General features: G+C 29.0%; 12 protein-coding genes. 1 reads left to right on the top strand and 11 read right to left on the bottom strand.

The window, feature by feature from the left end:
* The 7 genes from HF850_RS11795 to HF850_RS11765 all read right to left on the bottom strand — a co-directional run.
* The coding region (locus HF850_RS11795) for an N-acetylmuramoyl-L-alanine amidase family protein (RefSeq protein ID WP_169105644.1) at positions 1–1780 on the bottom strand (1780 nt) is incomplete at its 3' end.
* 630 nt (positions 1781–2410) lie between these two features.
* Positions 2411–4216, bottom strand: a complete 1806-nt coding sequence (locus HF850_RS11790) for an N-acetylmuramoyl-L-alanine amidase family protein (protein ID WP_169105643.1) — start codon at positions 4214–4216, stop codon at positions 2411–2413.
* A gap of 539 nt (positions 4217–4755) precedes the next feature.
* On the bottom strand, positions 4756–5745 hold the full coding sequence (galE, locus tag HF850_RS11785) for a UDP-glucose 4-epimerase GalE (protein ID WP_169105642.1): 990 nt from the start codon (positions 5743–5745) through the stop codon (positions 4756–4758).
* A gap of 259 nt (positions 5746–6004) precedes the next feature.
* Positions 6005–6883 (bottom strand): UTP--glucose-1-phosphate uridylyltransferase GalU, encoded by an 879-nt coding sequence (galU, locus tag HF850_RS11780; RefSeq protein ID WP_169105641.1) that lies wholly within the window; start codon positions 6881–6883, stop codon positions 6005–6007.
* A 189-nt stretch (positions 6884–7072) separates the two neighbouring features.
* On the bottom strand, positions 7073–8194 hold the full coding sequence (locus HF850_RS11775; RefSeq protein WP_169105640.1) for an N-acetylmuramoyl-L-alanine amidase family protein: 1122 nt from the start codon (positions 8192–8194) through the stop codon (positions 7073–7075).
* A 5-nt stretch (positions 8195–8199) separates the two neighbouring features.
* Entirely contained in the window at positions 8200–9600 is a 1401-nt protein-coding gene (locus HF850_RS11770) for a hypothetical protein (RefSeq protein WP_169105639.1), read from the bottom strand.
* Between the two features lie 18 nt (positions 9601–9618).
* Positions 9619–10278, bottom strand: coding sequence for a hypothetical protein (locus HF850_RS11765; protein ID WP_169105638.1), 660 nt, complete (start codon positions 10276–10278; stop codon positions 9619–9621).
* A gap of 218 nt (positions 10279–10496) precedes the next feature.
* Between HF850_RS11765 and HF850_RS11760 the strand changes: the two genes are divergently transcribed.
* Positions 10497–11507 (top strand): N-acetylmuramoyl-L-alanine amidase family protein, encoded by a 1011-nt coding sequence (locus HF850_RS11760; protein ID WP_169105637.1) that lies wholly within the window; start codon positions 10497–10499, stop codon positions 11505–11507.
* 116 nt (positions 11508–11623) lie between these two features.
* Here the strand turns inward: HF850_RS11760 and HF850_RS11755 are convergent, their stop codons facing one another.
* The 4 genes from HF850_RS11755 to rfbC form a co-directional block, all read right to left on the bottom strand.
* Positions 11624–11860: a hypothetical protein gene (locus HF850_RS11755; RefSeq protein ID WP_169105636.1), complete on the bottom strand. Its 237-nt coding sequence runs from the start codon at positions 11858–11860 to the stop codon at positions 11624–11626.
* Positions 11861–12063: 203 nt separating this feature from the next.
* Positions 12064–13119 carry a dTDP-glucose 4,6-dehydratase gene (rfbB, locus tag HF850_RS11750; RefSeq protein WP_169105635.1) on the bottom strand — a complete coding sequence of 352 codons (1056 nt, stop codon included), beginning with the start codon at positions 13117–13119 and terminating at the stop codon, positions 12064–12066.
* A 56-nt stretch (positions 13120–13175) separates the two neighbouring features.
* Complete coding sequence (gene rfbD, locus HF850_RS11745) at positions 13176–14051, bottom strand: dTDP-4-dehydrorhamnose reductase (protein ID WP_169105634.1); 876 nt, start codon at positions 14049–14051, stop codon at positions 13176–13178.
* A 13-nt stretch (positions 14052–14064) separates the two neighbouring features.
* Positions 14065–14646, bottom strand: coding sequence for a dTDP-4-dehydrorhamnose 3,5-epimerase (gene rfbC, locus HF850_RS11740; protein ID WP_169105633.1), 582 nt, complete (start codon positions 14644–14646; stop codon positions 14065–14067).
* Position 14647 lies beyond the last annotated feature (1 nt).

Here is a 14647-nt window from a genome sequence, read left to right as displayed (position 1 = left end):
AGTACCATTTTCCACTGTATGGAGATTGTACCCAACCAGTTAACATGTTACCATTTGCTAAGTCCATGAAGTACCATTTTCCACTTGCTGGAGATTGTACCCAACCAGTTAACATGTTACCATTTGTTGGATCCATGTAGAACCATTTTCCACTGTATGGAGATTGTACCCAACCAGTTTGCATTACACCAGTTGTTGGATCCATGAAGAACCAGTTTTGGCTGTATGGTGATTGGAACCATCCTTTAACTGTTGTTCCATCAGCATTTACATAAGTCCAAGTTCCGTTTGCAGCTTGGTTCCATCCTGCTGTTACAGTATTTGAATTATTGTTATCTGAATTATTGTTATCTGAATTATTGTTGTTGTTTGATGAAATTACTGAGAATACTTCATTACCTTGATTCCAAACTATCATGTTGTTTGAATCATAAACTGATAATTTATCCATTGATCCATCAACTTTGTATAACTTATTCCAGTCACCTTCATTATCAAACTCAGAAACATATCCATCTTTGATTCTATAAAGATTTCCTTCTGAATCTGTTGTATAAGCCTTAAAAGTATCATCATCTATAGATTTAGCATCTAAATAGCTTAATGCTCCCTTAGTCTTTAATTCTGCAGATTGTACTACTAAGTTATTTGAATCAACATTATAAACAACTAAATTTCCACCTGCTATTGTGAATTTCGCACTGCTGTCAACTGTTGCATTTCCATTATTTACAGTATAACCTATAGCCTTGCTTAATGCAGCTATTTTGCTCTTATCTGGAACATTTCCATCTTTATCGCATATCATGTAACTTGATACTGTTTTAGCATAATTAGCATCATCTATAGTATTTGAAGCTTGAGCTTTAGAAATCTTTTGAACTACATTGAATATATATCCAGTGTTATCCTTATTTGGTGAAAATACATTAGCATTATCAACTGTTAAATTATTAATTCTTTGAATGCTTGCAGCACCATTAAGATCTCCAGCATTTTTTATACGTACATCAATTTGAGCAAGTCTATAGATATTATCATCGTCTTGTCCGATTTCATATGATGAACCTGATACAATATTTGCTGTAACTTGTGCTGTTGTAGTACCAACCTTAACACCATTTTCTGAATCTTCGCTATTATTTATAGTGCAAACTGCAGTATTAGATGCTGATGAACTTGTTACAACTTTAATTGATCCTAAGTTGTAATCTGCATCAATATAATTTCCATTTACATCACTATAAATAGTGGTGTCTTTTACATTCTTATTATCATTGTCATATACGTTTTGTGTAGTTTTATACCAAACTTCTCCATAATTAGGTCCTGAAATTGATGTAACTGTTACTGGATCATTTGTAGAACCATATCTATCAACTTTTTTAAATTGTTTTCTTAATGATGTTTGTACATCATCTAAATTATCATCTGCTATATCATCATCTGTAACTTTACCAGTATTTAAATCTATGAAATATTCTCCATCATCAACTGATACATAATGGTCTCCATATAATGATAAAGTTGAACCTGAATCAACATCTTCTAATTCAGTATACTTTCCATCTTTTACATAGTATACAGCATCATCATCTTCAGTAACGGCATCTGCATCAATAACATATGATCCATCTTTAAATGCTTCTGCTGAATATACTGTTCCATCTTCTGATGGTATTCTTTGTACATCTGCAGCCATTACTCCAGTTGGTGCTATAGCAGCAACAGAAGTAGCAGCTACTAATAAAGCTGTTAACTTATTTGTTCTTTTTAACATAATTCTTTCCTCCTTAGTATAAATAAACAAAATATTTCCTATCTATTTAACTCTTGTGCAAATAATATTATACCATCTTTCGACAATTTGTAAATAGTACAAGCGTAATTTGTAAAAATTTCTTTAATTACACTTAATTTTTTTAATTTCCACCCACTAATTATATGTATTAAAATTTTATTTTAAATGGTAAAATATTTTATTTATTGTAAAAATATATAATATAAAACTTTTTATGAATTTTTGATTAAAAGAATAAAATAATTTATTTATTGGGTACTATGAAAAGTTATGAAATTAATAAAAAAATTTCTATATTATTTAAGGGTCATATTTTCTAATTCAATTGATATATTTTTTATAGGTATTCTCTATCCAATTTTACAATCTAATAAGTTTGAACTTATTCTACATTTTTTAACTTATAATTCTTATCTATTGTAGATACTGTTTACTCATGTCGTTTAACTCCAAATATCTCTACATAAAAAACAAACTCATTAAAATAACTTCAAGAAGGAATATTTTAGTATATTTTTTTATACAACAAAAAAACTGCCTGGAATGCTTGTCCTAAGCATTCCAAGACAGTTTTCACGTCTTAAAATATTATTTATATTTTATTAAAGACTATCTGATCCAAGCTCCGTTAGCTCCTAATACATATCCATCAACAGTTGTATTAGATAACATAGCTCCTGATGCATCACAGTAATACCAAGCGTTACCATCATTGATCCATCCAGTTTGCATATCACCATTTGATGGGTTTAAGTAGTACCAAGTTGTTCCAACTTGTACCCAACCAGTCATCATGTCACCATTTGATGGGTTCATGTAGAACCATTTTCCGCTTGCTGGAGATTGTACCCAACCAGTTTGCATTACACCAGTTGCTGGATCCATGTAGAACCATTTTCCGCTTGCTGGAGATTGGAACCATCCTTTAACTGTTGTTCCATCAGCATTTACATAAGTCCAAGTTCCATCAGCAGCTTGATTCCATCCTGCTACTACAGCTGGAGTTTCTTCTACTGGCTTTTCTTCTTCAACTTTTTTACCGATTACTGAGTAAACTTCATCATCTGTAGACCAAACTAATATATTGTCCTTATCATATACAGAAAGAGCATTCATAGAACCATCTACTTTATATACTTTATCAGCATCATCTTTATTATCAAATTTCTTTATGTTTCCGCCGTCTACAAACCATACATTTCCATCGACATCTACATCAACAGCATGTCTACCTAAATCTTTGCAGTATTCTACATCAAATTCTTTCTTTCCTTCAGCCTTAATGTAATATAATCCACTCTTTTGCTTTAATGCAAATGATTGAATACTTAAAGCCTTCTCAGTACTTGAATTGTTATCATCAACATCATAAGCTACTAATTTTCCTGATGCAACAGTAAAGTCACCATCATATAATAATTTTTTAAGATCTGATATATCATTATTTTCAATTCCATCTTCATTAGCTAATACATAGTTATCTACAGATTTTGCATATTTAGCATCATTAACTTCATCTGATGCTTGAGCTTTAGAAATCTTTTGGATTACATCAATTTTTACTTCAGAAGAATTATCTGCTATTTTTTCATTTCCAAAAATTTCTGATATTTTAGCAGGTATTACTTTATTGTGTTCATCAGTAGCTGTAGCACTAAATTCTATAGTAGCAAGTCTATAAACAGAGTCTTTATCTTGACCTAATACTTTTTTATCTAAAATTTTTGCATCTACTTTTAAAGTTACACCATTTTTCTTTGCTTTTGCTGTATCCTTAGTATTTTCAACATCTATAATATCACTTACTACTTTATCCTCTGCTGCTGCAGCAGTAACTTTAACTTTAATTTTTCCTAAGTTATAGTCAGCATCTACGTACTTACCATCTTTATTAGTAAATACTTGTGATGAAGTAGTAGTTGCATCTAATTTATAGTCATTAGTATAGTACCAGCTTTCACCAAATTTATTTCCATCAATTTTAGTAAGCTCTGGAGTCTCAGAATTTTTACCATATCTATCTACTTTTTTAATTTTACTTCTTAATGCTGAAGCTGCTGAATCTTTATCATCTTCATCTACTTCTTCATCTGAAACCTTACCATTAGTTAAGTCTACAAAATAATCTCCATCATCAGCTTTTACAAACTTTTCACCATATACTTCTAAGTTTGCACCTGAATCAAATTCATTTATTTGTTCAAATTTTCCATTGCTATAGTAGAATGCAGAATCTTCATCTTTTAATTCTCCACAAACTACTGCTTTACCATCTTTAAATGCAACAGCCTCATAAACTTTTCCATCTTCTGATTCTATTCTTTTTACGTCTGCAGCCATAACTGGAGTCATTGTTGATGCTACAGAAGCAGCTGCTACTAATAAGCTTGTTATTTTTGTTGATCTTTTAAACATAACTTTCTTTCCCTCCTAAATTTACGTTGTTCAATCTGCAATATAATATTGCATATTATTGAATCAAATATGTTTTTATACCAAGTATAAAACCTATAAACTTTATTTACAATTTTATACTCACTTACATTTTAATAGTATAACATAACTTTTTACACTTGTACACTTTTTTTCATTTAACATTATTATTTTCTTTAAATGTATTAAGTTGCCTGTAATAATATGTTATATACTATAATTATTTATCTGTTTTTCCTTTTTCATCATATAATACATATACTTTTTTGTATTTTGGTACCTTTTTAAAAAAATTTTTCTAAAAATATTTTTTTATACCATGACTTATTTTTTTTATTCTTGTTATGTTATTTATTGCAATAACATTTTTTATTTTCGGACACTTTTTTATAAACTTTAGAGTTTTATTTTTATTTTTTTATGAATATCTACTTTTCAAAAATTTTGTTAAATAAAAAAGCAGCCAAAGAACTGATTTTTAAAATCAATTTCTTTGGCTACTTTTTTATTATTAGATTATTTTATTTTTCAAATCCATCTTTATGACCTTGATGCCATCTCCATGCATCTTCAATTATCTTTTCTATATTTGTTCTTGTTGGATTCCATCCTAAAATTTCTCTTGCCTTTTCAGATGATGCAACTAATTTAGCCGGATCTCCAGCTCTTCTTTCTCCTATTTTAGCTGGTATAGATAGCCCTGTAACTTTTCTAACTGAATCAACTATTTCTTTAACCGAGAAACCTTGACTACTTCCTAAGTTAAATACATTGCTTTTTCCACCATCCATTAGATATTTAAGTGCAAGAATATGAGCCTCTATTAAATCTTCAACATGAACATAGTCACGGATACAAGTACCATCTTCAGTATCATAATCCTCACCATAAATAGTTATGAATTCTCTCTTGCCTAATGCAACTTGAAGAACTATTGGAATAAGATGAGTTTCTGGATTATGATCTTCACCTATAGAGCCATCTTCTTTAGCTCCTGCTACATTAAAGTAACGAAGTGCTACATATTTCATTCCATAAGCCTTATCACACCACTTCATCATCTTTTCCATGGCAAGCTTACTTTCTCCATAAGTATTAGTTGGACATGTTTCCATATCTTCAGTTATAGGAATTTTCTTAGGTTCACCATAAGTTGCTGCTGTTGATGAAAATACTATGTACTTAACATCATGTTCTTGCATTACTTCAAGTAAAATTTGCATTCCATAAACATTATTATTGAAATACTTAAGTGGTTTTTCCATTGATTCTCCTACAAGAGAATTTGCTGCAAAGTGAATTACACCTTCTATATTTTCTTTATCAAATACTCCCCTTAAAAATTCTTTATCCCTTATGTCACCTTTGTAAAATTTAGCTTTTTTGTTTATAGCATCCTCATGACCTGTAGCTAAATTATCTACAACTACAACATCATACTTTTTATCGATAAGTTGATTTACTGCATGAGAGCCTATGTATCCAGCTCCCCCTAATACTAAAATACTCATTCTATTTAATCTCCACCTTTAAAAAATTAACTACTATATTAACATTATAAATATTAGTAATTAAATACTTATATTTAATGTTTCTATTAATAGTCGTTTAAGTTTGTATACTACAATTCTATTACTCTTTATTGTTTTTGTCTATTTTTCCCATATATTCTCTTTTTACCTATTAAATACATATTAATAATTATAAAATTAAAATAGCAGCAGTACTATCTCACTTCGTAATCCTGCTGCTAAACTTTTAGATACTATACTATAAAGTTTTCATAATATTTTCTAAGTATTCTATAAATCCATCTCTAAGTTCTGGTCTTCTTAATGCATATTCAACTGTTGCTTGTAAATATCCAAGCTTATCTCCCACATCATATCTTCTTCCTTCAAAGTTATATGCATACATAGCTTCTTCCTTAATAAGCTGCAATAAAGCATCTGTAAGTTGAATTTCATTTCCTTTACCTGGTTTAGTATTATCTAAAATATCAAATATTCTAGGTGTAACTATGTATCTACCAAGTATAGCTATGTTTGATGGTGCTTCTTCAACTGATGGTTTTTCTATAAGTCCTTTAACTTTAGACACTCTATCCTCTATTTGAATTCCATCTACTATACCATATTTACTTACATCTTGCTCTGGAACAGTTTGAACTCCAAGGATTGTAGTCTTATATTCATTATAACAGTCCATAAGTTGCTTTAAACATGGCTTTTCTGGGTTATAAACTATATCATCACCAAGTAATATAGCAAAAGGCTCATCCCCTACGAAAGTTTTAGCACATCTTATTGCATGTCCTAATCCTCTTGGTTCCTTTTGTCTTATATAATGAATATCTACCATTCCAGAAATATCTTTAACTAATTCTAAAAGCTCAGTTTTATTATTTTTTTCAAGCTCCATTTCAAGTTCAACAGACTTATCAAAGTGATCTTCTATACTCTTTTTATTTCTTCCTGTGATAATTAAAATCTCTTCAATTCCTGAAGCAATAGCTTCTTCAACTATATATTGAATAGTTGGCTTATCAACTATAGGAAGCATTTCCTTAGGTTGTGCTTTTGTTGCAGGTAAAAATCTAGTTCCAAGACCTGCAGCTGGAATTATTGCTTTTCTTATTTTTTTGTTCATAGTCTCTCTCCATTAGTAGTTTTTTATATATGATATTACTAATATCCATAAGAATTTTAAAAATTAAAACTATTAATATTTCTTCTTAAATATTATATCGTAAATTTAGTTTAATTGAAATGATAAATATTTAACCAGCAAAAACAGATGAACATACAGTCCATCTGTTTTTATATCTAATCAAAGTACTTATTTAATTTCAGAAGTTACATAATATATTACTCCATCTCTAACTACTCTTACTACACCTTTTACAACTACTTTTGTATTATCGTCTTGTGGTTCTATAACGAAATTTCCATCTTCTTTAGTAATCTTCTTAGCTCCAGTAACATAAATATCTCTAGTTACATAATCAGATTCCTCTACTGATTTTAATGAATCTTCTGTAAACTTATAAGTATTATCCTTATCAGCTACCTTTTCTAATTTAGCATAAGATCTATATGACTTATTTATACTAGCTTCAATTGATGGTTTTGAACTACTACTTCCACCACCACCTGATGATGAACTTCCTGAAGATGATGAGTTTCCTGAATTAGATGAACCTGTATTATTATTTGTTGAACCACTATTTACTATTGTTCCGTTACTATTAAATGCTTTATCAACTTTTGGAGTATCTCCTACACATGCTCCAGATGTATCAAATGTATACTTAGTTCCATTTATTTCAACAGTACCAGTTGCCATAGCTCCTGATGGTTGTAAGTAATAAACTTTTCCATCAACTTCTACAACACCTGTTTGCATAGCTCCTGAATTATCTGTAAAATACCAAGTTCCATTATCATTTATCCAACCTGTTGACATTGCTCCTTGTGAGCCATTTGATACTGGATTTAAGTAGTACCAAGTTCCCTTATCTTGAATCCAACCTGTTTTCATTGATCCCATTGTTCCATCTGATACTGGATTCATATAGTACCATTTTCCATTATCCTGTACCCAGCCTGTTTTCATTGATCCCATTGTTCCATCTGATACTGGATTCATATAATACCATTTTCCACTATCTTGTATCCAACCTGTCTTCATTGATCCCATTGTTCCATCTGATACTGGATTCATATAGTACCACGCTTGTCCATCTTGTACCCATCCTGTACTCATGTATCCAACTGAATCAAAGTGGAACCACGATCCATTTAATTGTCTCCAACCAATAGAGTATGAATTTCCTTCAGTATTCCACCACCCTCTATTATCTTGTTTCCAAGCAGCTGAAGCAGCCATTGGAGAAACAGCAGATATAGTAGCTATTGTTAATGCTGCTGCAACTAATTTTTTTAATTTTAAACTTTTCATTGTACTTACCTCCCAATTAATCTCTTTTTTATCGTTAAAATGTTCATAATTAATCCAACTATAAAAATTCCTACAGATACTATAAATAAAATTCTGCAAAAATACTCTGAAGATGCTAAAAATATTGGCTGAAAATATGACTTACCTATCATTCCACTAAAACGAGTATAGACTTTAGATAAATATATAAATCCAAAAACAATTGTTGATAACATTCCTGATATAATAATTGATTTAGATAAATAATTAATTATATTTATAAAATTAAAGTTATTAATAATTGCCAATACTACAATAAGAATTAATAATATTAATAAATCAATATAAAATAATTTATAAAGTATTGATGTTATCTTTACTGCATAAACAAACATATTAGAATTAATTAATTTAGAACAATTTAAATTGCTCATTTCTTTATTTATAATAATTTCAGCTTCATTCATTAGTTGTAGGTATACCTTGTCCATCTTTTCATCAAAACTCATATTCTTATCCAAAATTATAGACATAACTATATTTTGTATCTTATTTTTAGAAATCTTACTATCACCAGCATCTCCACTACTTTGTGAATTTACTTTTGTAGAATCATCTGATGAATTAATGCTATTCTCTCCAGCATTATTTTGTTTAATAGTACTTTCTGTTTCACCTTCATTTGAGTCTGTTGGCGTTTGTAATTTTTCATTGGATTCATTTTCTTCATCAAGATATCCATGGTCTTTTGCGTATTGCCAAAGCTGTTCTTCACTTATACCTTTTTCAGCCAATTTTGCTCTAGCTTCAGCCTCAGTGATTCCTTTTTCTTTAAGTATAGCTCTAGCTCTCGCTTCCAGTTCTGCTCTTGTAGCTAAGTTTTCAAATAATAAATCATTACTTATACTATTAGAATTCTCTACTTTTAAATTTATGTTATTAACGTTGCTATTATTTTTTACAATTAAATTCATAGGTTCAATAGTATATTTATTAATAATCTGATAGCTAGTTAAATTTTTTCTCTTATTAAGATAAACATCATAACCAGTTAAAGAATTCAAAGCATCAACTATTCTCTCTTTATAAACGTTAGTATCGATTTCTGGAATAACAGCTTGTCCAATAATTAGATTACTAATCATACAATCGAGGACTACATTTGCTTCTTTTCTTACATCCTCTTCAGTTATTATAGATTTTTTCAAATCTTCTCCTATATCATTACCTAAAATAGCATTCATCTTTTTATAAAGTACCTCAGTAACAACTGAATATGAATTGGTCGATTCTAATAAATTCAAATAAACTTGTTTATTAGCAAGAGAAAATCTTACAAAAGCAGATAACATAGTAATTAATATAGTGCATATTAGTAAAAATGCAATAACTATATTAATATGTTTTTTTGTTTTTTCATCTACCATTAATCTATTACTATGTTACTATTTTATTTTGTCAAAATAATCTTTAGCATCTGGATAATACGATAAGATTAATTTCTTTAACTCATCATAAGTATTTACAGAATCAAGTTTTGCTTTTGCCCTATAAACATGTGAACTATTAACTTGAATTAGTACATTTCCATTCTTATCTTCTAATGTTACTGTTCTATTATTGTTAGAATTTCTTCCTACTGTCAATGTACCATAACTGCTTGCCTTAAAATAATCGTTAACCTTTGATTTTAAATCTGAATCATTAAGATTTAAAAATGAATCTAATTTAGTATTTAAAAATGTTTTTATCTCACCAAGAGCTTTAGTCTTTTGTTCTTCATTCAATGTTCTTATTTTTAATGCTATTTTCTTCTGAACTTTATAATAATTATCGTTAGATTCAATTTTTACTTCATAATCTTTCAAAATTTCATTAGCTTCACTAATGAAGTTATCTGTTAAATAGTTTCCTATTGGTGTATGTGCATTTATATTTAACCTATTAAATATAAATTCATTCTCACCATCAAGACCGTTTTTTATAACAGATTGTAATGCCTCATGTTTAATAGATGTTGATGTAGACGCAAACGCATTTACTGATGTACATGTAGTAATTGTTAATACTAATGCACCAATTGATATAAGTTTTTTCATTTTCATTATTCTCTTACCCTCCAATTGTAAATTAATTTTCTATTCTACAATAAGTTATTAGTACTTTTATATATTAACATAATTATAGTTTTTTTTCTATATTTTATAAAAAATATTATAATTTAATTATTATAATCAAAAAATCATCAATTTTCTTTGCTATTTTTTGTGTTAAATGGTACAGTATATTAGGTATAAATTTTAATGTAAGGAGAATATATTTAATGAAATCTAAAAAACTTAAAAATTTATTTACAGTATTAGCACTTGCTAGTGGAATAATCTTATTTAATCCTAATTCTGCTTCTGCAGCATGGAAACATGATGGACAAGGCTGGTGGAATACAGAAGGTAGTTCATATTCAATAGGATGGAGAAACATAAATAATCAATGGTATTATTTTGGCTCAGATGGATATATGAAAACTGGCTGGATTAATAATAATGGTACTTGGTACTATTTAAATGAATCTGGAGATATGAAAACTGGTTGGTTATATAATGGAGGTTTATGGTATTATTTAGATAATTCTGGTGCCATGAGAACTGGTTGGATTAATGATAATGGTACTTGGTACTATACAAATGAAAGTGGAGCTATGCAAACAGGCTTCTTAACATTAAACAATAATACATATTATTTAAATCAATCTGGTGCTATGGTAACTGGCGATATAACTATAGATGGAGTAAAATATACTTTTGCTTCAAGTGGCGAAAAAATTTCATCTTCATCAGTTTCACATACTAATAATCAAACTATTAATAATACTGAACATTCAACTGGTTCCCCAACATCCGGAGGAGGTGGTGGAGGCTCTTCATCAACTCAAAATAATAATACAACTAGCTTCTTAGGCTATTCAGATTTATATGGAAACTGGAATATAGATTCTTACATAAAAGATTCAGGTATGACTACAACTCTCTCAGGATTAATTATAAATTCTGCTATAGATGAAAAATTTACAGTTACAAAAGAAGGCATTTTAACATCATTAGGAGATTTCTTAAATCCAACAGTAAAAGAATCAATATTAACTAATTCTGAATTTAAAAAGAAATTTGGTACAAGCATTTCTAAATTAGGTATATCTGGAGATAAGGTTAATTGTATTGCGATTTCTGCAAAGGATAATTTAGGTAACACTAAAACTGGATATGTTATCGTATCTAGAAATAATGATGTTTACGCTATTGCTAAGGGAGCTGCGTTTAGACTTAAGAGAGTTTAATAGTAACTTTATCTCAAATCATTTAAAAATATAATTAAAACTTTTTCATAAATGTTCTTATAAATTTAAAATAGTTTATAAGAACATTTTTTCTACATTCACAGACAAATAATTAATCATTGAATGAACTCTTCATATGATAAATTCTTATCCTTAAGAAAATCTTCTAACAAATCTATTAATTTATATTTTCCTTGATATGATCCTGTAAACAAATAAGTTATTCCTTTATATTTATCCATAAAAATCCCTTTATATTTCCCCTTCTTTAATTCTATTGGATCTATTGGTAATATTCCATTTAAATTATTGATAATTTCTTTTTTAATCTTTTCTTTGTTAATAATAATCATGTGCTTCCCTCCTAATTACATTATACCATTTTTTTACATATAGAATATAACAAAAAACTGCACCATATATAAATGCAGTTTTTTTTATAATATGTTAGGTAAAGAAACATAGCTAACCTTTTATAAGGTGAAATGTTTGTATATGCAGCATAGCTGCTTTTTTAATAGGCGAAATTGTTCTTAATGTTAGCATAGCTAACCTTTTATAAGGTGTACATCTTTTTATAATAGTTTTGGTAGTCTCCTGATGTTACGTTTCTCATCCATTCTGAATTGTCTAAGTACCATTTTATTGTTTTCTTTATTCCTACTTCAAATGTAGTTTCTGGATACCATCCTAGTTCTTCTTTTATTTTATCTGGTGCTATACCATATCTTCTATCGTGACCTTTTCTATCTTCAACATATTTGATTAAGTTTTCAGTTACTTCCTTATCTACATTTTCATTTATGTATGATATAACTGTTTTTACTATTTGTATATTTGTTCTTTCATTGTGGCCACCAACATTGTAAACTTCACCTATTCTTCCGTTGTTTATAACCATATCTATTGCTTTTGCATGATCTTCAACGTAAAGCCAATCTCTGATATTTAGACCATCACCGTATACAGGTAAATCTTTATGGCTTAAACAGTTATTTATTAATAATGGTATTAACTTTTCAGGGAATTGGAATGGTCCATAATTATTAGAACATCTTGTTATATTCACAGGCATTTTATATGTATCATAGTATGCTTTAACCATAAAATCTGAACTTGCCTTACTTGCTGAATATGGACTATGTGGATCTAAAGGTGTTGTTTCTCTGAAGAATCCTGTATCGCCTAGTGAACCATATACTTCATCTGTTGATACATGAAGGAATTTAACTCCTTCTTTCCATGATCCATCTTCATTTTCCCATGCATTTTTTGCACAGTTAAGCATATTTACTGTTCCAAGTACATTTGTCTTAGCAAATACTTCTGGTTCTTTAATACTTCTATCTACGTGAGATTCTGCAGCAAAGTGAGCTACATAATCTATATCATATTTCTCAAAAAGACCAGAAACAAGTTCCTTATCGCATATATCTCCCTGAACAAAGATATGTCTTTCATCTTTTTCTATTGATTTAAGATTTTCTAAATTTCCTGCATAAGTTAATTTATCTAAATTGATTATTCTTATATCTTCATATTTATTTAGCATATATAATACAAAGTTAGAACCTATAAATCCAGCTCCACCTGTAACTAAGTATGTTTTCATATTTTCAACTCCTAAATTTTAAAATTCAATATATCCTATAATACAAATCAATAAAATTAAAGATTATCTATAAATGATTTTATTGCATCCTTCCAGTCTCTCATTTCATCTCCAACAGTATTTCTAAGCATCATATTATCTAATGATGAATACTCTGGTCTTTTAGCTGGAGTCTTATATTCCTCTGAAGTACATGGATTAACTTTGCACTCTTCACCTGATAATTCTATAATTGTTTTTGCAAAATCATACCAAGTGCATTCACCTTTTCCAGTACAGTGATATACTCCGTATTCTTCTGTTTCTATTAGTTTTAATATATGATAAGCTAAATCATTTGCATGTGTAGGGTTTCCTCTTTGATCATTGACAACATTTATACTATCTTTTTCTTTTCCTAATCTTCTCATAGTATATACAAAGTTATGTCCTACATAACCATAAAGCCATGCTGTTCTTACTATAAAGTATTTTGAGCAGAATTCTCTTACATAGTTTTCACCAAGTAATTTAGTTTTTCCATATACACTGTATGGAGCTGTTAAATCATATTCAGTTAAAGGCTTTTCTCCAACTCCACTAAATACATAGTCAGTAGATACTTGTACTAGTTTAGCACCTATTTCTTCGCAAATAATTGCTAAATTTCTAGGTCCTATTGAATTAACTTTGAATGCAAAATCTTCATTAGATTCACATCCATCTACATTAGTAGCTGCTGCACAATTAATAACTACATCTGGTTTTACATCTATTAACACTCTTTTTACTTCATCTAATTTTGTTATATCTAATTTATCTACATCTAAAGCTATAACTTCTGAATTTCTAATATTATCAGATACTTTTCCTATTTCAGCATAACCTTTATTGATTATATCTTGAAGTTCATTTCCCAATTGCCCTTTTGAGCCTGTAATTAATATCTTCATCTCTAGTCCTCACTTACTTAGAAATATTAAAATCAGAATACTGACTTAAATCTAAATCTTTTAAATTAGGATGTTTTTTATCTTTTTCAGATAATACTATTTCTTCTATTCCTTCTAAAGGCCATTGGATATTTATATCTGGATCATTCCACATAACTCCACCATCATATTCTGGTGCATAATAATCTGTACATTTATAATTAAATACAGCTTCATCTGATAATACTAAAAATCCATGAGCAAATCCTTCTGGAATATAGAATTGTTTCTTATTTTCTTCACTTAAAATAACACCTTCCCATTTTCCATAAGTTTCAGACCCATGCCTTAAATCCACAGCTACATCAAATACTTTTCCTTTAGTTACTCTTACAAGTTTCCCTTGACTATGTTTTTTTTGAAAATGAAGCCCTCTAAGAACCCCCTTACTTGATTTTGATTCGTTGTCTTGAACAAATACCATATTAAGACCAGCTTCTTTAAAATGTTCACCATTATAGCTTTCCATAAAGTATCCTCTGTTATCTCCAAATACCTTAGGCTCTATTATATAAACTCCATCTATACTAGTTTTATTAAAATTAAAGTTTCCCATA

The sequence above is a fragment of the Clostridium sp. SM-530-WT-3G genome (genome assembly GCF_012843905.1).
In the GTDB taxonomy this organism is placed as follows: domain Bacteria; phylum Bacillota; class Clostridia; order Clostridiales; family Clostridiaceae; genus Clostridium.
Note: the sequence above shows the minus strand (reverse complement) of the source record. Positions and strands in the feature narration are given on the sequence as shown.

Coding starts and splice junctions, on each gene's coding strand:
- HF850_RS11790 (WP_169105643.1), bottom strand. CDS start 4,216: ATGTTTAAAAGATCAACAAAAATAACAAGCTTATTAGTAGCAGCTGCT.
- galE (WP_169105642.1), bottom strand. CDS start 5,745: ATGAGTATTTTAGTATTAGGGGGAGCTGGATACATAGGCTCTCATGCA.
- galU (WP_169105641.1), bottom strand. CDS start 6,883: ATGAACAAAAAAATAAGAAAAGCAATAATTCCAGCTGCAGGTCTTGGA.
- HF850_RS11775 (WP_169105640.1), bottom strand. CDS start 8,194: ATGAAAAGTTTAAAATTAAAAAAATTAGTTGCAGCAGCATTAACAATA.
- HF850_RS11770 (WP_169105639.1), bottom strand. CDS start 9,600: ATGGTAGATGAAAAAACAAAAAAACATATTAATATAGTTATTGCATTT.
- HF850_RS11765 (WP_169105638.1), bottom strand. CDS start 10,278: ATGAAAATGAAAAAACTTATATCAATTGGTGCATTAGTATTAACAATT.
- HF850_RS11760 (WP_169105637.1), top strand. CDS start 10,497: ATGAAATCTAAAAAACTTAAAAATTTATTTACAGTATTAGCACTTGCT.
- HF850_RS11755 (WP_169105636.1), bottom strand. CDS start 11,860: ATGATTATTATTAACAAAGAAAAGATTAAAAAAGAAATTATCAATAAT.
- rfbB (WP_169105635.1), bottom strand. CDS start 13,119: ATGAAAACATACTTAGTTACAGGTGGAGCTGGATTTATAGGTTCTAAC.
- rfbD (WP_169105634.1), bottom strand. CDS start 14,051: ATGAAGATATTAATTACAGGCTCAAAAGGGCAATTGGGAAATGAACTT.
- rfbC (WP_169105633.1), bottom strand. CDS start 14,646: ATGGGAAACTTTAATTTTAATAAAACTAGTATAGATGGAGTTTATATA.